We start from the raw sequence: 21,074 nt of genomic DNA, 5'->3' as shown, positions 1-21,074 counted from the left end.
CATGACGTCACAGTCTGCGATCACAGCGCAGGACATTCGCAAATCCTTCGGCTCTGGCCGCGGTCTCAACGGCGTGTCGCTCGCCGTGGGCAAAGGAGAGATTGTCTGCGTCCTAGGTCCAAACGGGGCCGGTAAGACTACCCTGGTGCGGGTTCTTACCACGGCCTTGAGCCTGCAGTCCGGGGCCGCGTGGGTGCAGGGTATAGATGTCTGCGAGGAGCCTTCCCGCGTCCGACGTGTCATCGGCGTCTCAGGGCAGTTCTCGGCCATCGATGATCTGCTCACCGCGCGGGAGAACCTTGAGGTGGTGAGCAGGTTCAGCGGTCTCAGCCGGCACCGGGCGCGGGCTCGCGCTGGCGACCTCCTAACGACCTTCGATCTCGTGGACTATGAGGACACCCGGGCGAAAGCTATGAGCGGCGGCGTGCGGCGTCGTCTGGACATCGCATGCTCGCTCGTGTCGGAGCCCGAGGTGCTGTTCCTCGACGAGCCTACAACCGGCCTTGACCCGTTCAGCCGACTGAAGATGTGGGACCTCGTGCGTGATCTCGCCTCGCAAGGGATGGCCGTCCTCCTGACGACCCAGTACTTGGAGGAGGCCGAGTACCTTGCTGACCGTGTGCTGTTCATGCGCAATGGCGTGGTGGTGGCCGACGGCACCGTGGTCGATCTCAAGGCCGCTGCAGGCAGCAGTACCGTCACTATCCAGCTAGGCTCTGACAGCGAGAGCGACTTGGCCGCCGAACGGTTGCGACGATCACGGTACGCGCGCAGGGTGAGCGTGCCCGGCTCGCGGACAGTGACGGTGGAACTGCCAGGCGGCAAGATCGAGGCCGTCGCGGTCATCAACGACCTGCTTGCCCAAGGGCTTATCGTCTCTGACTTCTCGATCGATCAGCCGTCCTTGGACGACGTCTTCTTCCAGCTGAGCAAGGCGGGCGTATGAGAACGATCCCAAGCTTCCTCGACAATGTGTCTACGTCGACGCGGCGGTATTTTTTGCGCGCGCGGCGAACGCCGGAGACGGTGTTCTTTTCCACCATCCAGCCGATCCTGTTCGTGTTGCTTTTCGTCTATGTCCTGGGCAGCGCTATCGACGTGCGGGGAGTTTCGTACAGAGAATACCTGCTCGCCGGGGTCTTCTGTCAGGTGACCGTCTTCGGGTCTGCGCTGACCGGAATCGGTCGCGCCACGGACAAGGCGACAGGCATGAGCCAGCGACTCAGGACCTTGCCCATCTCCCCGTTATCGACGATCATTGGCCGCACCACCATGGACTTGCTCACCAACATCCTCGTGGTAGCGATCATGATGGCGGTCGGCCTAGCCGTCGGGTGGAGGACCCATACATCCCCCACCAAGGTGCTGCTTGGGCTCCTAGTCCTGCTGTTATTCTGCTACTCAATGTCGTGGGTTTCGGCCGCGGTCGGTCTGAGCGCCAGATCGGTGGAGGTAGTCCAGACCGCAGGAGTCCTTTGGCTGTACCCGCTCACCTTCGTCTCCAACGTCTTCGTCCCTATCGAGGGGCTTGTCGCTCCCCTGCGGGTGTTTGCTGAGTGGAATCCCGTGAGCGTGGTTACGCAGGCGCAGCGTGAGCTGTATGGCAACCTGCCTGGAGCGGTCCCGACGGCGTGGCCGCTCCGACATGCGGTGCCGCTATCGTTCGCCTACTGCGCGATGATCCTCGCAATCTTTATGCCTCTGTCCGCGTGGCTCTTCCGACGCGAGTGACGCAGGCGATGCCAAGGATCGGAGTCGTCTGATCGGAGTGCCTCTTGCCCAAGACCGCCGGCATGCGTCACCCGCCAGGCCCCGCACCCGCCCCTCTGCCGAATCTCGAATGAAGGTGTCAACCATGAACCCAACTCGTCGCCCTCCCACGATGTACGCATCCGCCCATGCGCTGAACGCGCCCGATGGCCGCCGTCTCGTCTGCTGCTGTGACCTGCCCGACGGACCCATCCAACCCGGCGGGCAGGTGGCCCTCGTCCCGGGCGCGGGAATGTCGGCACATACGCTCGTATACATGTCGTTCCTGCTCGCGTCCAACGGTTTCAGTGTCGTGCGGATCGACGGCCGTGACAACGTTGGGCTCGGCGAAGGAATGGTCGAGGACTGGCGAATATCGACTGTGGAACAGGATCTTCGCCTGGTTCTCGAAGAACACCCCAGCTCGCGGGTGGTCGCCCTGGGGACTGCGTTCTGGCCAACCGTGCGGTGCCTTGCCGAGACACCCGGCCACAGCGCCGTGCTGGTCTCACCCGAGCTTGACGCGAGGGAGGACGGCGCGACCGGTCAGGATCTGCATGAGCTCGTTGAACGGGTCAGCGTGCCCGTGACGATGGTGGTCGGGGAGCACGATCCCGCCAGCCAAGCCGACAGCATGTCGCGAGTTCGGGACTTCGTTGGCGGCCAGGCTACCGTTATCTCGGTGCCCGGCGCCCTCGCCGCGTTCAGCCGCCACGCCGGCATGACCCAGCAGCTAGTCGCGGCTGTCGTCGCAGCGCTGGCTTCTACTCAGACCGATGCCGTCGCGGGCTTCGACGTGCTGTCCTTCGATGACTGCATCCGCGCCATGAGCGAGGCGCTGCCTCGCCGCAATGAGATCGTTTTCGACTACCGAGCATAGGAAGACCATCATGAAGTTCTTCGTCGACAGCGCCGACCTCGGCCAAATTCAACGCTGGGTAGGCTGTGGCGTCGCCAGCGGTGTGACGACCAATCCCACCATCTTGGCCAAGCACGGAGTCAAGGACATCATCGGGCACGTGGGACAGATCATCGAGGCGGTGGAAGGCTTGCCGGTTTCGATCCAGGTGTCCCCAGCAACACCGGAATCGATCTTGTCCACGGCGCAGAAGTATCGCGCGCTCGGTGAGTCGGTGGTGATCAAGGTACCGGTGGTCCGTCCAGACGGTGAACCCATGCTGGCCTCCATTCATGAGCTCACCGACCGAGGTGTTCCCGTGAACGCAACCTGCTGCATGTCGGCTGTGCAGGGCATCATGGCGGCTTCGGCCGGTGCCCGTTACGTCTCCCTGATGGGTGACCGTATCGCCGACGAGGGCAGCGATCTCGCCCAGCAGGTGTTGCTGCTGCGAGAGTGGATCGAGGACACCGAGCTGGACACCGAGGTCATCATCGGAAGCGTCCGATCGCCTGGCACCGTATACCGCTCGTTGGCGGCGCGCCCCCACATTTACACCGTGCCGCCTGAAGTCCTTGCCAAGTGCGCCGACCACTCATACGCGCGTCGCACCGTCGCTGAGATGGAGAGCACATAATGGTCGGCGATCGAGCCCTGGTCACGGGCGGATGCGGCTTCATCGGGTCGCACCTTGTGGAGCGCCTCCTAGCGACTGGCATCGGCGTGACGATCCTGGACGACATGTCCAACCCGTTCCCGGGGACGCCAGAACTCATCAACCGCCCCGGGGTACGCCTGGTGGCGGGGTCCGTCCTGGACGCCACGGCAGCAGGCGAGGCGGTGGCCGATGCCAACATGGTCTGGCACCTTGCCGCTAACTCCAAGATCGAGCGGGGCCAAGAGGACCCAGCGCTGGACCTGCGCACCTCGGTAATGGGGACTCAGACGATGCTGGAGTCCATGCGACAGCACAATGTCTCGCACATGGTGTTCGCCAGCTCCGGGGCGGTATACGGAGATCTCGGAAGTGGGCTCTGCAACGAGAAAGCGGGCCCCCTGCTACCGGTGTCACTCTATGGCGCCGGCAAGCTTGGCGCGGAGGCTGCCATCGCCGCCTACGCGAGCACTTTTGGTATACGCGCTCATATCTTCCGTTTCGGCAATGTCCTCGGCACGCGCATGTCCCGGGGAGCGATCCATGACTTCATAGAACGGCTGCTCGCCAATCCTGACTACCTTAAGGTCTGGGGCGACGGTCGGCAAACGAAGAGCTACTTCCTAGTCGAGGATTGTCTCGACGGCATGGCCTGGGCCTGCCAGCACGTCCGATTGACCGAGGAGGAGCCCGTCCAGGTCCTCAACCTGGGCAGTTCTGGAGGCACCTCAGTGGCGCAGATCGCGCAAGAGGTGCTCGCCGCGGTCGGCCGGCCCGACCTCCCAGTGCGCTACACCGGTGGGGCACGAGCGTTCGCTGGAGATCAGCCCGTCGTCCATCTGGATGTCAGTCGGATGGACGAGTTGGGTTGGCGTGCCCGGATGTCCAGCGACGACGCCGTGCGCACGGCCGTGGCGCGCATCGTCGAGTCGAGGGGGGCTCACCGATGAGTCCGCGAGAGGTGGGCGTGCTTGGGCTGTGGCACCTTGGCCTCGTAACGTGCGCAGGCCTTCTGGAACGTGGCCACAGGATCGTCGCCGCTGACCCGGACCATGCGCTTGTGTCCGATCTCAAGGCGGGGCGGCTGCCCGTGGCCGAGCCGGGGTTGGCAGAGGCCTGGGCTCGAGGACTCGCAGATGGGAAGCTCACCGTCACGGCCTCACTTGAGGCGCTCAGCGCCGTAGAAGTGGCTTGGCTCACCGTCGACACGCGGCTCCGTCCCGATGGTGGCCCGGACATTGAGGACCTCGATCAGACGGTGAACGGCGTGCCAGGCTGGCCGCGGGTGCTCCTGGTGAGTTCTCAGGTCCCTGTCGGGTACTGCGGTGCGCTTCTGGCGAGACTGCGCCCGCGGGGCTGCTCCGACATCGGCTACGTGCCGGAGAATCTCCGGCTCGGACACGCGCTGGCCGACTTCGCAACACCTGACCTGCTCACGGTGGGATGCAGCGCTCCCAAGGTGGCTGAGACGGTGGAGGGTCTCATCGGAGCCCCAATGCACGCATGCAAACTCGAGACTGCAGAGCTCACCAAGCATGCGGTGAATTCTCTGCTCGCGACGCTCATCACCTTTGGCAACGGCCTCGGTGACGTCGCTGAGGAGGTAGGCGCTGACGGGCGCGAAGTAGCAGACCTGCTTCGACGTGATCGCCGCTTTTCCCCAAACCTCCCGCTGCTCCCTGGCCCTGCCTTTTTCGGCGGCACGCTGGCCCGGGATCTTGTAGCGCTGCGAGATGTGGCGGGCGAGCACGGGGTCCACTTACCGCTGCTCGACAGCGTGGTGCTGTCCAACGTGCAGCGAACCGGGGCACTGGTGGACCGGCTCAGCCGATCAGTGCCGCTAGAGGGGGCCACCGTTGTCCTTCTAGGGTATGTGTACAAAGATGGGACCGATGCCATGCGTGACGCGCCAGGCGCCCAGTTTGAGCACGAGCTGACAGAGCGAGGAGCCACCGTGCGCGTGTTCGAGCCCGCCGTCGCCCCTGGCAATCGCCCTCAAGCGTGGTACGGCACGTGGCAAGCAGCTGCCTCTGGCGCGGACGCGATGATCATGGTCCGGCCCAGGGTCCTCACTGAGACCGAAATTACCGAACTGGTCCTGGCATGCCCCGACGCGATACTGCTCGACCTATGGGCAGAGATGCGCGGCGATCTCAGCCATGTCATTGTGCCGGGCGTGGGCGCGGAGCTAGGGAGCCAGATATGAGGGTCGGTGTGATCGGGTCCGGGCTTCAGGCCAGCCGCCGTCTCCCGGCAATCGCTGCACACCTACGTACCTGCGGGGTCGTGATCGCCGGCGAAGAACCGGCCTCCGTGGAGCTGCTCGCTTCGGCACACGCTGCCGTCATCGTACCGACCTGGCACCATGTGATCGATGACCCGAGCATCGACATCGTGGTGGTATGTACACCGCCTGGCGCGCACCGGGAGATCGTCGAGGCCAGCATCCGTGCACACAAGCACGTTCTCTGCGAGAAGCCCCTGACCCGGCGATCTGCCGACGCGCTCGCCCTAGCCCAATTAGCCGAGGACAATGGAGTTCTGCTCAAGTGCGGGTTCAATCACCGATTTCACCCGGCAGTCCTGCGTGCCAAGCAAGAGATTGATGCAGGCCGCATCGGGCGCCCGCTGCTGATGCGAGGATTATACGGGATCGGGGGTCGCCCCGGTATCGAGCGCGAGTGGCGCAGCGACGCGAACGTCGCCGCAGGCGGACAGCTCATGGAGCAGGGGATCCATCTGGTGGACCTGATCCGGTGGTTCGGCGGGGAAGCCGTCGAGGCACTCGGCATGACGGCCACGGAGCTCTTCCCTATCCACCCCCTTGAGGAATCCGGCATGGCCGTGCTTCGGGGCGAGAGCGGTTATCTCGCCACCGTCACCTCCACTCTTCTCCAGTGGCGTAATACCTTCGAACTGACGGTGCAAGGCGAAGATGGATACTTGGAGATCCGAGGACTCGGCGGAAGCTATGGCGACGAGACGCTGACCGTAGGTGCCCGCGACGATGTCGCACCGTTCAACGAACACCTGACCTATTTTCGCGACAAAGACAAGTCTTGGGTGAAGGAGTGGGACCACCTTGTCGCAGCCGTCAATGGTGAGGTGCCACTGATGAGCGACGCTCGCGACGGCGCCCAAGCGATGCTCATCGTTGAGGAGGCCTGCAGATCTCAGACCCGGGCCCACCCCATCCGGCACCTGACGAAGGGGATCTGATGAACGCACGTCCACCCGTCCTGTGGCTGGACGGCGCCGTCGTGCCATGGGCCGACGGTACCGTCCACCTGTGGTCGGAAGTCGCCACGCGCGGAACGAACGTTTTCGAGGGTATCCGAGTCTATGAGCACGCCGATGGCTCACTCCACATGCTGTGTCTGGCTGAGCACATGGCTCGCTTAGAGGCATCTTGTCGACTGCTGCGCCTCCCGTCGCCGGTCCACACCGACGAACTCACTAGCGGGATGATGGAGCTGCTTCAACACTTCCGAGGTGTCGGATCGCTCTACGTCCGTCCGACCATCTACCTCGTCGAGGGGCGCTATGCCGAAAATCTGGCCGACTGTCAAGCTGGTTCGTACGTGGTTGCGGTCCCGGTGGCTCAGTCAGCGCATATCGAGACTGGGATTGGATGTCTAGTCAGCCGGTACCACAAGGCACCCGATCTGACCCTGTCGCCGCTGATCAAGACTGGCTCTGCTTACGGCATGTACCGATTACCCATGCTGGAGGCGCGAGATGCAGGACTGCAGGATGCGATCCTGCTCAACTCACGAGATGAAGTCGCAGAGGCGACTGGCGCCTCTGTCTTTGCAGTAAAGGATGGTGCGATCACAACCCCGCCACTGTCCGCAGGCATCCTAGACAGCATAACCCGACGCAACCTCATCATGTTGGCCCGAGATGATCTGGGTTTGCAGGTGGGCGAGGCCGCCATGACCCCATCGATGCTGATGCAGGCCGACGAGGTTTTTTTCGCCGGGACGCTCGCCGAGGTGGTTCCGGTCGTGCGGCTGGGCACCTCTATCGTCGGGACAGGTGAGCCTGGCCCCGTGACGCGCGCTGTCCACCGTCATTATCTCGACGTATGTGAAGGTCGCCGACCAGACGCCCGGGGCTGGCTGACCGCTGTGGTCGGAGGGCGGGGCAATGAAGCGCGTTGACGCGGTCGCGCCGCTGCGGGTCCCCCTAGCCGGCGGCGGCACAGATCTTCCCGAGTGGTACAAGGTTCGCGGCGCTCACCTCTTGAGCGCCGCGATCGACAGGCGGCTGCGGCTGCAAGTTGAGCTGGGGCCGCAGTCGCCGACGCAGGCTTTGGACCCGTTGGCCCGGCATTTCCTCTCCCTGCACCCGGGCTGGGGCCTAACTACCACTTGCGACGTGCCTCCTCGAGTTGGCTTGGGCGGCAGTGGCTGCCTCGCGGTGTGCCTTGTGGCAGCCCACGCCGCAATCGAACGCCTAGACCTCACGCCTCAGCAGATCGGGTGGGAGGCCTACCGGTGGGAGCGAGAAATCATCGGATCCCCGGTCGGCTTCCAGGATCAGATAGCCGCCGCCGTCGGCGGCGCGGTTATCATGTCGGCCAGCCCCGGTGGCGAGGTTACGGCGGCGCAGGACCGGCCGCTATGTGACGCCCTCAACGATCTGTTCGCGACCAGCCTCGTTGTGGCGCAGACGCCGCTGCGTCACCGAGCAAGCACCCACCTGGTGACGTTGGCACGATCCTTCGGACAGCCCAGCTCGGCTAAGACCTTTCAGCCCGCCACCGTGGAGGCAATGAGAGCAGCGATTCTGGCACGCGACGGCGTCGCGGTCGGACAGCTCCTGCGAGCCCACTGGGAGGCCAAACGTGCCAACTCACCCGACATGACCAATCCAACCATCGACGCTGCTATGGATGCGGCGCTGTCGGCGGGAGCGGTGGGTGGCAAGCTGATGGGTGCCGGCGGAGGCGGGTTCCTACTGCTGAGTGGTTCCCCCGCGGTGCGCTCCCGCATCATCGCGGCTGTCGAAGAGGCAGGGTGCATACATCACGAGATTCGCTGCCAGAGCCAAGGAGTTCAGGTAATGGAGCATGAAGGGAAGACGAGATGACCTCGACCGCTACGATGATCCGTGCGCATGAGGCGACGCTGGGGGCGTTGGCCGCTGTAGACCTTGACGAGATAGGCCGAGCCGTGTCGTTGCTAGAGAAGACCTACCATTGTGGTGGTGCCGTTTTCTGCGTTGGCAACGGAGGATCCGCCGCCACGGCATCTCATTTCGCCGCCGACCTCGGTAAGTACGCCACCGGCGGAGCGCTCGGGTTCCGGGCGATGGATCTGGTCGGCAACTACGCCTCACATACCGCGTGGACCAATGATGAGTCCTGGGAGGCGACTTGGACAGAGATGCTAAGGCCATGGGTGCGCAAGGGCGATGTAGTGGTCGCCTTCTCGGTCCACGGTGGCAGCGGGTGGTCCAGCAATCTCGTGCGCGCGCTCACCTACGCGCGGGAGACGGGAGCCGCCACGCTAGGGTTCTCCGGCGACGGGGGAGGCATGTTCGGCGAGCTGTGCGACGTCTCCGTCGTCGTGCCAACCTCCGAGGCGACGCTGGTGACGCCGATCACCGAAGGTTTACACTCGGTGATCGCGCACCTGGTCGTCGCCGAGTTGCGTCGCCGGATCCCAGCGGCGTAGCCGTGCAGATCGTCATTGCTGCTGGGGGCTGCGGCACCCGCATGAAGAAAGTGCTGGATGAGGTGCCGAAGATCTTGGCTCCCATCGATGGCGTCCCGTTCCTAACGCTGGTGCTGCGGACGTGGCTCGGGTTTTCGCCTGGCATCTCAGTTCACCTGCTACTGGGTCATGCGGCCGGCTTGGTGCTGGCCGAAGTGAATCGTTGCTTCCCAGGCGATGGCAGGATCACCGCCTCGGTCGAACCCCGGCCACTGGGTGTCGTCGGCGCCCTCCGCCATGCCAGTCACCAGCTCAGCGACACGCTTCTGCTTACCTATGGCGATGTCTTTCCGACCACCAATCCGGTCCTGCTGTCTGGGGCGATGACTGACGGTGCGGAGGCCGTGATGCTTGTCTGCCCGAGAGCCGAAACTCCGGAACCACCCAACTGCCGGGTGAGCGAAGGCCGCGTATTGAGCTACCGCAAGAGGGACGCCGCAGCCACGCACGTGGATGCTGGTATGCTGCTGCTCCGGCGGCCGATCGTGGAAAACCTGCCCGAGGACACGGTTCTGTCCGAGCAGGATCTGTTTCCAAGGCTTGCGGCCTCAGGACGGATGCTTGCTGTCGAACAGAGATGGCCCTCGGTGCATGTCGGAGATCCGGACGCGTATGCCACTGCCTGTCAGTTCCTTACACGCACAACCAGCGCCGGCCGGGGGCTCGACTAGTTGTCGGCGGCAGTTGCTCGCTGATCGTCAGCCTCCCTCACAGCCACAGAGAGCCGGTCTCGGAGGCTGGCGACTAGCGGACCCAGGGACTCTTCAGCAGTTATCGACACCCTGAGTTGCTTGGGCGTGCGAATGAGCACGGCCATCCAGCTCAGGCGGGCCTCAATGGGCGCGCAGCACCAAATGTTGTCAGGCTCTTGCCCGCCCACGGTGAGTTCGTTGGGATCCAGCCGCAGGGTGGAGACCAGTGTGTTTGCGACTGTGTTCTCTGCCCGCGCGACGCGGCGCAGAATCGGCGCAGGTAGGTATTCGCTGATCTGAGTGGTCAGGGCGCCGACGCGTTCCACCTCTTGGTCGTCCTTGGCGGCTACGACGGCAGGTAACACGGCCAGAAGGCCCTGAGCATCGCGCAGGCTCTCGTCAAGGACCACGAGCCTCAGACTGGTCCCCGTGCTACCGACCATGTCGTCGCTGCTACGACGCACAACGGGGATCCATACCTTGTAGCCATTGATTCCGACGCCCTGCTTCCTTGCCTCGGAGAGGATGGCTGAGCAGACGGCTGCAACTGCCACGTCGTTGATGGTGCAACCCTGCCACCTGGCGACGGCTTCTACGGCACCGAATGGCAGCGTCACGCTGGCCATAGATCGACCCGGTGACAACTCAGCAAGGTTCCAGGCGCAATCTTGAGCTGGGCGGTTGATGCGGGCGGCGGCGCTCTTGAGACTCCGCAGGTGGGGCGTACGCAGGGCGCCTAGGCGTGCCAGCTGGCGTGTCCGCGTTACCGCTGCCTTGGGCATGCCGACGAGGGTGTCACGGAGCTGGAGCGCCCCCAGCCATGCCGAGCCGGTGGCCCGACGCCACCCGACCGACTCCCCGAGCGGCTTGCCACCCAAGAGTTGAGCACAGGCGTCAGTGCCGCCGCCCCCGTCGAAGAGCACATGGTGGAAGCGCAACGCGATCACGAACCCTCCCTCTTCGAGCACTAGGCCGTGGCACTGCCATAGCGGCTGGGCGAAGTCACTGGGCACAGAGTTAAGACGACATAATGTGGACTCGGTCTCGGCCTCGCTCACTGTCTGGACGGTCGGAGTCGGAAGATCTGACCCCGTCACCAGCAGCGGACGAGCTAAGGGTCCCCATGGAGTTCTCAGCACACTGGCCAAGTGGCGCAGGCTGGCGGCGCGCGTCCGCAGTGCCGCCAACTCTTCTCGCAACTCGCGCTCAGAGCCCGGATAGCGGAAGGCGAGAATAAAAGTTCTCGGCTGATTGGCGGAGTCCTGGCATCGGTATATGTAGTCATGTCCGCCGATATGGCGATAGCGCAATTCGTGCACGCTTCTCCTCGCGTGGGGGTGGGCGGTGTCAACTGGTGAGTGCCTCGTGGAGTGAATTATGTTTCTCGGACAGTGGTGAGCGTCTGGTTCAGGCTGTCTGGTTGTGGCGTCTGGGTTCGGTGTCGACTTCGTTGGGTGTGCGGTAGTCGATCGCTGAGCGGGGGTCGTTTGTGATTGTATCTCAGTTCGATCCAGGATGTCACGTCTCGGATCGCGTGGGCTCTGGTCGGGTGGACCTTGCGATTCACGGGTCCTTGTTTTCAGGGTGCCGTTGATAGGGGTCGGCTGCCGTGTTGTGTGTGGCAGATACCGGTCCTTCCCACTGACGGGGAGGATCCCGTGGTCGGCCGCGGGTTTCGCGTACCCGGTCCGGGGTGGTGCTGGGATCCTCGGTCGGGGTGGGGACACTGTGTGGTGCCCCTGGGCCGGCGGGCAGACCCTGGTTGCCATGGGCGGGGGCTTCGCTGATCAGCCCGGTACGGCGTGTGACCGGCCACGGGTGTGGCCGGTGATCCTTTTTGCCAGATGCAGTCCCGTGACCGTGGCCAGATGAGGCGAACCCCTTTGCCGTGTCGGGGTGCAGGGTGGTGTCGCCGACCCATGTCACTGCCGGCGCGTTGGCGGCGTGGTTCCTGCGGGGGTCTGCCCCGGCCGGTCCGGAAGGTCTGCGGCCTGGACGGTGGTACGGGCTTTCTTCCTGGGCCTGCAAGGGGGTCATGTCGTTGGAGGTCATGATCTTCTGGACGCTCTGGCGTGCTGGTTTGGATTCCGTGGCGGGCGGGGCCCGGCCCGGATGCGGCCGGTGGTCGTAGGGTCTGGCCGGGGGTCGGCGAAGAACCTGGCGCCGATGACGGCCGGGGTCCTGTCTTCTTCTGGCTGTTGCTGAGCCGGGACGGTCGCGCCAGGCGTAGTAGCCGGGTCTGGGGTGCTTCCATCCCACCGGGCGCACGGGGCCGGGCAGGGGGTGGTTTGCCTTCTTCGCTGCGGATGAATCCGTCCTTGGTGCTCACCCGGGGGCTCCTGGGGCGGGTGAGGGCCGCCGCTTTCTTCTAGGGGCTCGGCTTCCATGCGGGCCTCGCGGAGCTCGGCCTTCAATCGTCATGGCCTCCGGCGTTCCCTTGCGTTCGATGAATTCTCGACCCCGGGTTCTGGGTGCTCTGTGCGCCGTCCCGCGACCCGGCCGCCCACGGTCTGCAGGGGCCAGCCCGTAGGACCTCGCGACCTCGGCCACCGGGCGGGATCGTTGAATGATCTCGGGGAACGACTTGTTCGGTGAACTCGGCACTGTATTTGAGCCTGTCAATGTTTTTGTGTATGTGGGTTTGTCAGAGGTAGGGGTTGATGCGGTCGGGGTGGGCGGTGGCGAGCTGGGCGAGGGCCTGCTTCCAGTTGTTGGTGACTTGTTCTTGGACGAGGCGGCCCTTGGCCTTTCTCTTGTTCGCGGGGGCGCCGGTCTCCTTGGCTCTCTCGGTGGCGCGATGGTCCTCGATGTTGCAGATCGCCAGCCACAACAGCTTGATGGCCGCGACATCGTTGGGGAAGTGACCGCGGTTCTTGGTGACCTTGCGCAGCTGATAGTTCAGCGACTCGGTCGAGTTGGTGGTGTAGATGACGCGGCGCAGTGCCGGCGGGAACGCCAGGAACGGGATGAACCTCTCCCAGGCCCGCTCCCACACCCCCACCGTGTCGGGGTAGCGCACCCCCAGGGGCGAGGACGCGAGGTCGGACAGGGCCGCCGGCGGCTTCCTCGTTGGCGGCCGTGTGGATGGGCTTGAGGGCGGCGGCGACCTTCTTGCGGTCCTGGTAGGACACGAACCTCATCGAGGAGCGGATCAGGTGGACCACGCAGGTCTGGACCATGGAGTCGGGCCAGGTCGCCTCGATCGCCTCGGGCAGGCCCGTCAGCCCGTCGCAGCACACGATCAGCACGTCAGCGACGCCGCGGTTGGCGAGTTCGGCGCACACGCGAGCCCAGAAGGAGGCGCCCTCGTCGGCCTGCACCCGGATCCCCAGGACGTGCTTGACGCCCTCCATGTCGACTCCGACGGCGATGTGGGCCGCCTTGTTGGACACCCGCCCGCCGTCGCGGATCTTGACACGGATCGCGTCGAGGTGGATCACCGGGTAGAACTCCTCCAGCGGGCGACTCTGCCACTGCAGGACGGCGTCGGCGACGGCGTCGGTGATGTTGCTGATCGTCCCCGCGTTCAGCTCTGCCCCCAGGGTGGAGTCCAGGTGGTGGCGGATCTCGCGCACCGTCATCCCGCCGGCGTACAGGCTGATGATCATGCCGTCCAGCCCGTCCATGCGCCGCTGGCCCTTGCGCACCAGGCGGGGCGTGAACGTGCCGGCGCGGTCGCGGGGAACCTCGATCTCGAACGAGCCGACCTCGGAGCTGATGGTCTTGGCCGTGGTGCCGTTGCGCGCGTTGCCACGGGCCACCGCGGTGGGCTCGCCCTTCTCATAGCCAAGGTGCTCGGTCAGCTCGGCGGCCAACCCGCGCTCGAGGGTCTCCTTGAGCAGCGCCGGCAACAGCCCGTCGCTGCCCGTCAGCTCCACCTGGCCGGAATCGATCCGCTCAAACAGCTCATCCAGGCCACCAGAAGCAGCAAGGTCCTCGACCACGCTGCGCCCACCAGAGCGACCAGTCATCTCATCAGTCACAGTCATCAGTATCAGTCCTTCAACGAAGGCTTACACAGACCACTGAACACGCCCTCCTGGTCCACCTGCCCAGGCTGGAAGGCCACGGTGAACAGCCCCGGACCAAGAACGGTCCGTCGTTGGCAGGCTACGGCGCCGAAGCGATGAACACCGCTCTGACCGCCTCGATCACCACCCTGCCCCAGCAGTTGCGCAAGACCATCACCTGGGACCGTGGCAAGGAACTGTCCGCGCACGCTGCGTTCACTCTCGCCACGGGCACCAAGGTCTACTCCGCCGATCCCCACAGCCCCTGGCAACGCCCCACCAACGAGAACAACAACGGCCTGTCACGCCAGTACTTCCCCAAGGGCACTGACCTGTCACGCTGGAGCGCCACAGACCTCGAAGCCATCGCCCACACACTGAACAACCGGCCCCGCAAGAGCCTCAACTGGAAGACCCCAGCCGAAGTCCTCAACGAACAACTACAATCACCCGAACAAGCCAGCGTTGCAACGACCAGTTGAACCCACCCAGTACCGCTCCACCCGCTATGGGCAGGCCCTGGCCGACTGCCAAGCGGTGGCCTCGGTGGGGTCCAAGGGAGACTCCTACGACAACGCCCTGGCGGAAGCCCTGAACTCCTTGTACAAGGCCGAGCTCATCCGCAACAAGGGCCCCTGGACGTGCATCGACGATGTCGAGCTCGCCACCGCAGAGTGGGCCCCGCTGGTACAACACCGTGCGACCTCTACTCCGCGATCGGGATGCTCACCCCCGTCGAGCACGAGCACGCCCACCACGCCGGAACCGGGGCCGAGGTCGAGGGCCTCGATGCCGTTGACCGACCCCTACCCGAGACCACCACAACCAGATAAACGAGCCTCCACAAAACCCGGGGCTTGACAGTCTTCCTTCTGGGCGCGGGTGAGTTTCGCCGCGTTCTGGTTCCCCGCATGCCCGGTGAAGACCGAGCACATCCTGGTGTCCCGCCAGCCGGCCGGCCATTCCAGTCATAAGCCTCATTGACTCCAGGAAATGACCCACTTTGTTTCAGTGAAGACTTCTTTCAGGTCTTCCATGGTAGCTACCCAAACATCATGATTCTCATTGTTTCGTGAGGTAAATATGTAATATCCCCCGGTATCTTCTGGATCATATTCAATACGTATTTTCCATCCAGTTTTTATTCCTTCCATGATTACGCCATCGACGCCAAGTCGAACATCCGTGCTGTTTACATTTCCCATATGTGCGCCTTACGGACTGATCGGATTGCACCATCATCCAGGAATGATTGGTATGTGGTTATTGACGATCGGATATTTCCCGCCATTGAAAAGCTCAAGATGGACGTGTGGAACCCCAGGGGGGTGCGATCCGCTCAGAGAGCCGGAATCCATTCTAAATTGTCGCGCTCCATCTGTGCTTCTGAACACCCCCGGACCGAGTTCATTATAAGTGTCGCCAAGCCACTGTTCCCCGGCGTCAAGGGCCTCACTTTCTGTGATTGTGTACTGGCTTGTGATATCACCTGTTCCTTGTTGGGTTTCTTGGATGACTTTGTCGACTGTGCAGCTGTTGTGGACTGTTGTCCATGTGTTGCCTGTGTGGACGTGGTAGGTGTGGAGTCCTTCGATTTCGAGGTTGTGGACGGTGCGTGTGTGTCCGGTGGTCTGGACCGCGGTGACGGTGATCCAGGTGTTGTCGGGGGTGTGGAGCTGGTCGCCTGGTTTGAGGTGTCCTGCCGGTGTCCAGCCGTGGTCTCTGGTGAGGAAGGGGTGGGTGGCGGTGGTCTCGACCTGGCCGCCGTCGGCGAGCTTGACCACGAGTGTCTCGACCTGTTCGTGCACGTACGTGCCGGTGACGGTGCGGGTCTGTGTGGTGTCGGTGTCGGGGTCCCAGGCGGTGACCTGGTCGCCGACCTGGACGTCCTGGATGGGTTTCGAGCTGCCGTCGGCCATGAGGACGGGGGTGTCGCCGGTGAAGCAGGCGGCCCCGTTGCAGGCGTCGTGCGCAACTCGGGCAGTGTCGTCGCCGAGGTTCTCGGCGGCGTCTGTGCTGATGGTGGACAGTTCGTGTTCGCCGGTGGTGCGGGCGGCTTGTTCGGCTGTTTCGCGTCCGGTGGTCTCGGCCACTTCGCGTCCGGTGGTTTCGAGGGCTTCGCGGCCGGCTGTTTCGGCTGCTTCGCGTCCGGCCGCGGCTCCTCCGCCGCCGGGGATGGGGATGGCGCCGATGGCGGCGTCGACACCGACCTGGGCCCAGTCCACGGACCCGTTGGTGGCTTTCTGGGTGGCGATGCTGATCCCGCCCGAGGTGAGGGCCCCGGACAGGCTCATGAGCGCGACCCCGGCGGGCCCGCCGACGCCGGTGCACATGAGGGCGACACCGGCCACGACTGCGGCCCCGGCTGCGATGTATTCCCAGTTGTCGCTGAGCCAGTCCCCGGCGGCCGCGAGGCCGGTCTTGTGCTGGTCCTTCCACTGGTCGAACTCGGTGTCGGTGAGGGGGTGCAGGCCGGACGGGTCGGTGAAGGCGACCGGGTTGTTGGCGGCGTACGCGTAGGGGTTGCCGGCCCAGCCGGCCCCGGTCGTGGGGTTCTGGGGGTCGGGGCTGAGGAAGGCCCGGGTGGCGGGGTCGTAGACGCGGGCGCCCAGCAGCTCGAGGCCTCCGGGCAGGGCCAGTTCCCCGGCCGCGCCCAGCAGCATCCCGCCCCCGGCGGCCGGCCCGCCGACACCGTCGAGTGGGGCGCCGGCGCCAGCGGCCCACGGGTCCGTGCCGGTGGTGCGGGTGGTGCGCCAGCCGGGGGCCTGCCAGCCGCCGCCGGTGGTGGCGGTGAACCCCGGCACGCTGATCATGCTGGTGCCGGCGGCTGACAGCAGGGACGGGAACCCGGCGGCACTGTCCCAGTCCAGGGGCCGGCCGTCGAGGGCGGCGAGTTCACCGAGCGCGTCGGTGAACAGGCTCGTGCGGGCCTGTTCCAGGGCGCCGGTGACGGTGACGGTCTCGAGGCGGGCCAGGGGCCCCCACCCGTAGGTGCGGATGGTGCCGTCGGCGTGTTCCTCGCGGACCCTGCGGCCGGCCGCGTCATAGGAGAACCACGCCGACAGGCCCTCCCCGCCGCCGCCGGCATCCCGGCCGGCGTCCCGGCCGGTGGTGTCCACTCGGGTGAGTTGGCCGGCCGTGTCCCAGGTGTACCGGCGGGTGGCCCCGTCGGGGGTGGTTTCGGTGGCGAGTCGGCCGGCCGGGTCCCAGGTGTAGGTGGTGGTGCCGCCGTCGCCGGTGGTGGCGGTGAGCTGGTTCGCCCCGTCGTAGGTGTAGGCGGTGTGGGCCCCGTCCCGGCTGGTCCATGCGACCCGGCCTTGTTCGTCGCGGCCCACCGCCGTGTGGGACACCACACCGCCCTGGCGGACGAGGTGGCCGGTGACGAACCCGTCCGCATGCTCCCACTCCTGGCGGGTGCCGCCGGCGGTCGCGGCGACCATCCGCCCGGACGGGCCGTACTCGTAGACCACCCGCCCGAACGCTGAACTGGTGACCTGGGTGAGTCTGCCGGCCGGATCGTAGGCGTAGTCGGTGCGGGCGCCGTCGGGGGTGCGCATCCACGCCCTGCGCCCGTCGGCGTCATAGCCCCAGGACACGGCCCGGCCGTCCCGGGCCCGTTCGACGAGCCGGCCCGCATGATCCCACCGGACCGTGTGCTCGTGGCCGCTGGTCTCGGTCACCCGCATCAAGCGGTTCACGAAGTCGCGGGCGACCGTGTGGTGCACGACCCCGTCCCAGGACAGGGCCTCGAACCGGCCCGTGCGGTCATAGGACCAGCCGGTCACATGCCCGTCCGGGCCGGTCTGGGACGTCTGCCGGCCCGCCGCGTCGTACTCGCCGACCGTGACCCTGCCCAACGGGTCCGTCGCCTTGACCACCCGGCCGAGCTCGTCGCGTTCGTACCGGGTCACCCCGCCGGTCGGGTCGGTGACCGTGACAAGCGCACCGAGCCGGTCGTAGCCGTACCGGGTGACCGCGCCCGTCCCGGAGACGGCCTCGACGAGGTTCCCGGCCCGGTCGTACCGGAACCGGCGCCGCCCGCACACCGGATCGACAAGACCCACGACCCGGCCCGATCCGTCATACCGGTACCTGGTCGTGCCGTACCCGGGGGCGTGCTTCACGGTCACCCGCCCGCACTCGTCGTAGGACCACCAGGCCCGCTCCCCACCAGGCCGGACCTCCTCCACAAGCCTCGAATCCGCGTCATAGCCGAACCGGGTCAGGGCCCCGTCCGGGTCGGTCACCCGCGCGAGCCGGCCGCACCCGTCATAGTCATACCGGGTGGCCGCCCCCGACGGGCGCACCAACTCCACAACCCGCCCGGCCGGGTCCCGTACCAGCCGGGTCAGGGCCCCGTCCGGGTCCACACGCTCCACCGGACGCCCGCACCGGTCGTACCGGGTCACCCGGTCGGCCCCGTCATCGCCGGTCGTCACGGTGACCCGGCCCAGCCCGTCCGTCCGTACCGCCCCCGACGCGGCCCCGTCCGACACCGTCCGGACCCGCCCCCGGTTGCTCGTGACCCAGTCCACACGCACCCCGGTCGGGTCCACCGTCGCGGCAACCATGCCATTGACGTCGTACTCGCGGCGCCACAGGCCACCGGCCGGGTCCACCGTCGCCACCAACCGGGACAGCCCGTCATGCACATACCGCCACCGGGCCCCGTCCGGCATCACCGTCTCGGCCAGATTCCCCAGATCATCCCACCGGGACGTCACAACCTCGCCCAACGGATCCGTGAATGTCTCCCGCTCCCCGTGCCCGCCGTATCCGTACCGCCTGCAACACCCGTCCGGGTCCACTACCGCGGACAGTCTGCCGCCGGTCGTGTGTTCGTACCGCCAGAGCGCCCCGTCCGGGTCCTGGCGGGAGGCGAGCCGGCCGGCCCCGTCGTAGCGGTACTCGGTGCGGTGTCCCAGCGGGGTGATCGCCGCGACGACCCGGCCCGTCTCGTCACGGGCCAGTCGGGCCGTGTCCCCGTCCGCGTTCATGGCCGACACGAGGTCGCCGTGCCCGTCGTAACCCAGCCGCACCCGCACCCCGGCCGGATCCACCACCTCGGTCAGCAGGTTCTGGTCCCAGACCAGGCGGGTCACCCCGCCTTCGGGGTCCGTCACGGTCGACGGATTCCGGCCGGCCCCCTCGTACTCGTACGAAGTGACCGCCCGCCCGCTCTGGCTCTCACCGCCGGTAGCGACCGCAGACCCCGCCCGGCCGCTGGTGTTCCCATTGCTGCCGTCGGCGTCGGCGCTGCTGGTGGTGTCGGTGACGGTGACCTGGACGACCCGGTCCAGGCCGTCCCATTCGTAGTCGGTGCGGGCGCCGGACGCCTCCTGGCGTGTGATCAGTCTGCTTCGCGTGTCGTACCGGTAGACGGTGGTCTGGCCGTCGCGGCCGGTGATCTGGACTCGGTTGCCCCACTGGTCCCAGCCGATGGACTGGCGGTTCCCGTCCGCGTCCACCATCCCCACCAGGCGGCCGGTCTGGTCGTGGATCCAGGTGTTCGCCCGGCTCCCGTCCTCGTCGGCGACCTGTGTCACACCGCCGGGCAGGTAGGTGTAGTGGGAGAGGCGGCCGAACCGGGACCGCTGCGATGTCACCTGGCCGTGCTCGTTGTAGGTGTTGGCGGCCTCGACCACACCATCCGGGTCCGTGACAGTGGCGATGAGGCCGGCCTCGTTCCACCCGTAGCGGCGGGCCCCGCCGGCAGAAGCGGCTTCTGTGAGTCTGCCGGCCGGGTCGTAGGTGTAGTCGACGCGGCGTCCGTCGTTGGCGGTCAGGGCGGTGATCCGCGTGTGGTGGTCGTTCCATTCGATGGTGACGGCCCGGCCCCGCTCGTGCGCCAGGCCGACCAGCCGGTCCCCGTCCCACCGATAATCCACCCTGGTGCCTGGGCCCCGGCTGACCGAGACGGGCCTGCCGGCCCGATCAAAACACCACCGGCCACCGGCATTGTCCGACACCACGAACACCCCGGCACCACCAGCGGCTCCGGTGGTGGGGGCGTCGCCGGTGGAGGCATCGCCGGTGGCGCCAGGGGCGCCCGCGGCGGCATCGGCACCATCAACGGCAGTGGCGAGGGCAGCGTCGCCGGCGCTGGCGGCAGTGTTCCTACCGGTGGCGTCTGCGGCAGCAGCGGCATCAGCGGCGGCAGGGTCCGCGGCGCCACCAGCGTCGTCGGTGGTGGTGTGGTGGAGCCAGTAGGTGTCGTTGTGGGCCCGGTCCCAGCCGCCACCGAGTCTCGGGAACAGGATGTGGCGGCCGGAGGGCTGGATCCAGGTTGCGCCGTCGTCGTCGAGGAGTAGTCGTTGGTCGGCGGTGGAGGCCCAGCCGGGCCCGAACGCCCCGATGCCGGCCGACAGGGAGTTGTACATGCGGTCGAACCCGAGGGACGCGGCCCCGCCGTCGAAGGACAGGTCGGTCTCCGGCTCCACGAAGTTCCCGGTGGTGGTGTTGACCGGGTCGTCCGCGTAGCCCGAGGTCTGGGGGTCGCCCTGGATGGTGGGGGCGGTGACGTCGACCGGCTGGCGGGTCTGGGTCACGCCGGCGGCCTGGAGGGAGGCGTCGAGGGCCGCGTCGGAGACCGTGGAGATGGCGCCGGAGGCGCCGGCGGCCTCGAACGCGGCCGCGACCGTGTCGACCCAGCGGGTCTCGTTCGTGTTGTTCGCCCCGAATGTGGCCAGGGCGGTCGTGATGCCGGACGTGTCGATGCTGCACCAGGAGCACTTCGCCGTGAACTCGGTGATGGCCCCCTCCAGGGTGCCCTTCTGGGTGGTGACGGTGTCGTTGGCGCCGGTCACGTTCGACGAGTACGTCCGCAGGTCATCGGGCCGGGCCGAGCTCGTGGCCCCGGACCCGCCCGGGGCAGGTTCGGACCAGGGTGTGGTCGTGACCTCGTGGGGCTGTGGGAGTGGTACCTGGGCGGGTCCTGCGGGGGGCTTGTCGCCGTTGGACACCCAGTCCCAGCCCTTCTTGAAGATGTTCTCCTTGTCCTGCCGGTCGGCCCACTCCTTGGCCTGCTTCCTCCGCTCGCGTTCGGCCTGGGCGGCTTCTTTCAATGCCTGTACCTCGGTTGCGAGGTCGTCGAGGGCCGAGGCGATGTTCGTGCAGTCCGTCGAGGCTGTTTTCGCGTTCGTGTCGAACACGTCCGCGTAGTGGCCCTCGAAGTCGGTCGACGCGGTCGTCGCCCATGACGTTCTCGAGGCGGCCTGGCTCGTCAGGGTGGCCGACAGGGTCGTCGCCGCCGACTTCAGGGTGTCGGCCGTGGCGTCGTCGAACGCCACCGGCTCGTCATAGGCTCCCAGCTTGTCCGAGTACTCGGCCACGACATGATCCTTCCCACAC

14 protein-coding genes and 2 pseudogenes are annotated in these 21,074 nt (G+C 66.2%); 12 read left to right on the top strand and 4 right to left on the bottom strand.

All coding sequences use genetic code 11. The annotated features are described in order from the left end of the window. Nucleotide 1 precedes the first annotated feature (1 nt). The 11 genes from EGX94_RS01715 to EGX94_RS01665 all read left to right on the top strand — a co-directional run bounded on the left by EGX94_RS01715 (nt 2) and on the right by EGX94_RS01665 (nt 9,693). Nucleotides 2-946: an ATP-binding cassette domain-containing protein gene (locus EGX94_RS01715; protein ID WP_021796441.1), complete on the top strand. Its 945-nt coding sequence runs from the start codon at nt 2-4 to the stop codon at nt 944-946. Further along, nucleotides 943-1,731, top strand: a complete 789-nt coding sequence (locus tag EGX94_RS01710) for an ABC transporter permease (protein WP_043120235.1) — start codon at nt 943-945, stop codon at nt 1,729-1,731. Before EGX94_RS01715 ends, EGX94_RS01710 begins: the two co-directional genes overlap by 4 nt. Before the next feature lie 295 nt (nt 1,732-2,026). Beyond that, nucleotides 2,027-2,629 (top strand): alpha/beta fold hydrolase, encoded by a 603-nt coding sequence (locus EGX94_RS01705; RefSeq protein WP_123825817.1) that lies wholly within the window; start codon nt 2,027-2,029, stop codon nt 2,627-2,629. Nucleotides 2,630-2,639: 10 nt separating this feature from the next. Beyond that, nucleotides 2,640-3,284 (top strand): transaldolase family protein, encoded by a 645-nt coding sequence (locus tag EGX94_RS01700; RefSeq protein ID WP_021796437.1) that lies wholly within the window; start codon nt 2,640-2,642, stop codon nt 3,282-3,284. Further along, complete coding sequence (locus tag EGX94_RS01695) at nt 3,284-4,252, top strand: NAD-dependent epimerase/dehydratase family protein (protein WP_021796430.1); 969 nt, start codon at nt 3,284-3,286, stop codon at nt 4,250-4,252. The genes EGX94_RS01700 and EGX94_RS01695 overlap by 1 nt, the downstream gene beginning before the upstream one ends. Beyond that, nucleotides 4,249-5,508, top strand: coding sequence for a UDP binding domain-containing protein (locus EGX94_RS01690; RefSeq protein ID WP_021796438.1), 1,260 nt, complete (start codon nt 4,249-4,251; stop codon nt 5,506-5,508). Before EGX94_RS01695 ends, EGX94_RS01690 begins: the two co-directional genes overlap by 4 nt. Next, on the top strand, nt 5,406-6,521 hold the full coding sequence (locus tag EGX94_RS01685) for a Gfo/Idh/MocA family protein (protein ID WP_081707282.1): 1,116 nt from the start codon (nt 5,406-5,408) through the stop codon (nt 6,519-6,521). The genes EGX94_RS01690 and EGX94_RS01685 overlap by 103 nt, the downstream gene beginning before the upstream one ends. Then, nucleotides 6,521-7,465, top strand: a complete 945-nt coding sequence (locus EGX94_RS01680) for an aminotransferase class IV (RefSeq protein WP_021796447.1) — start codon at nt 6,521-6,523, stop codon at nt 7,463-7,465. Before EGX94_RS01685 ends, EGX94_RS01680 begins: the two co-directional genes overlap by 1 nt. Next, nucleotides 7,452-8,396, top strand: coding sequence for a GHMP family kinase ATP-binding protein (locus tag EGX94_RS01675; protein ID WP_021796451.1), 945 nt, complete (start codon nt 7,452-7,454; stop codon nt 8,394-8,396). The genes EGX94_RS01680 and EGX94_RS01675 overlap by 14 nt, the downstream gene beginning before the upstream one ends. Next, on the top strand, nt 8,393-8,983 hold the full coding sequence (locus EGX94_RS01670; RefSeq protein ID WP_021796442.1) for an SIS domain-containing protein: 591 nt from the start codon (nt 8,393-8,395) through the stop codon (nt 8,981-8,983). Before EGX94_RS01675 ends, EGX94_RS01670 begins: the two co-directional genes overlap by 4 nt. 2 nt (nt 8,984-8,985) lie before the next feature. After that, on the top strand, nt 8,986-9,693 hold the full coding sequence (locus tag EGX94_RS01665) for a glycosyltransferase family protein (protein WP_021796431.1): 708 nt from the start codon (nt 8,986-8,988) through the stop codon (nt 9,691-9,693). On the opposite strand, the gene EGX94_RS01660 is transcribed toward EGX94_RS01665, so the two are convergent. Both EGX94_RS01660 and EGX94_RS01655 read right to left on the bottom strand, forming a co-directional pair. Further along, the gene (locus tag EGX94_RS01660) at nt 9,690-11,033 is read right to left on the bottom strand and encodes a wax ester/triacylglycerol synthase domain-containing protein (RefSeq protein ID WP_192962673.1); all 1,344 of its coding nucleotides are present in this window, start codon (nt 11,031-11,033) and stop codon (nt 9,690-9,692) included. The genes EGX94_RS01665 and EGX94_RS01660 overlap by 4 nt on opposite strands. A gap of 1,325 nt (nt 11,034-12,358) precedes the next feature. Continuing rightward, a pseudogene (locus tag EGX94_RS01655) lies at nt 12,359-13,685 on the bottom strand (IS256 family transposase). A 65-nt stretch (nt 13,686-13,750) separates the two neighbouring features. Between EGX94_RS01655 and EGX94_RS01650 the strand changes: the two are divergent. Further along, nucleotides 13,751-14,206, top strand: a pseudogene (locus tag EGX94_RS01650) (IS30 family transposase); the annotation flags it as partial. Between the two features lie 495 nt (nt 14,207-14,701). On the opposite strand, the gene EGX94_RS01645 reads toward EGX94_RS01650, so the two are convergent. Together EGX94_RS01645 and EGX94_RS01640 are read right to left on the bottom strand one after the other, a co-directional pair. After that, a complete protein-coding gene (locus EGX94_RS01645) occupies nt 14,702-14,929 on the bottom strand; it encodes a hypothetical protein (protein ID WP_021796433.1) in 228 nt (75 codons plus the stop codon). Nucleotides 14,930-14,962: 33 nt separating this feature from the next. After that, entirely contained in the window at nt 14,963-21,055 is a 6,093-nt protein-coding gene (locus EGX94_RS01640) for a DUF6531 domain-containing protein (RefSeq protein ID WP_123825815.1), read from the bottom strand. Nucleotides 21,056-21,074: the final 19 nt, after the last annotated feature.

Origin of the sequence: Propionibacterium acidifaciens (genome assembly GCF_003798325.1) — a bacterium.
Classification (GTDB): Bacteria; Actinomycetota; Actinomycetes; order Propionibacteriales; family Propionibacteriaceae; genus Propionibacterium; species Propionibacterium acidifaciens.
This window is presented reverse-complemented; position numbering and strand designations above follow the sequence as displayed.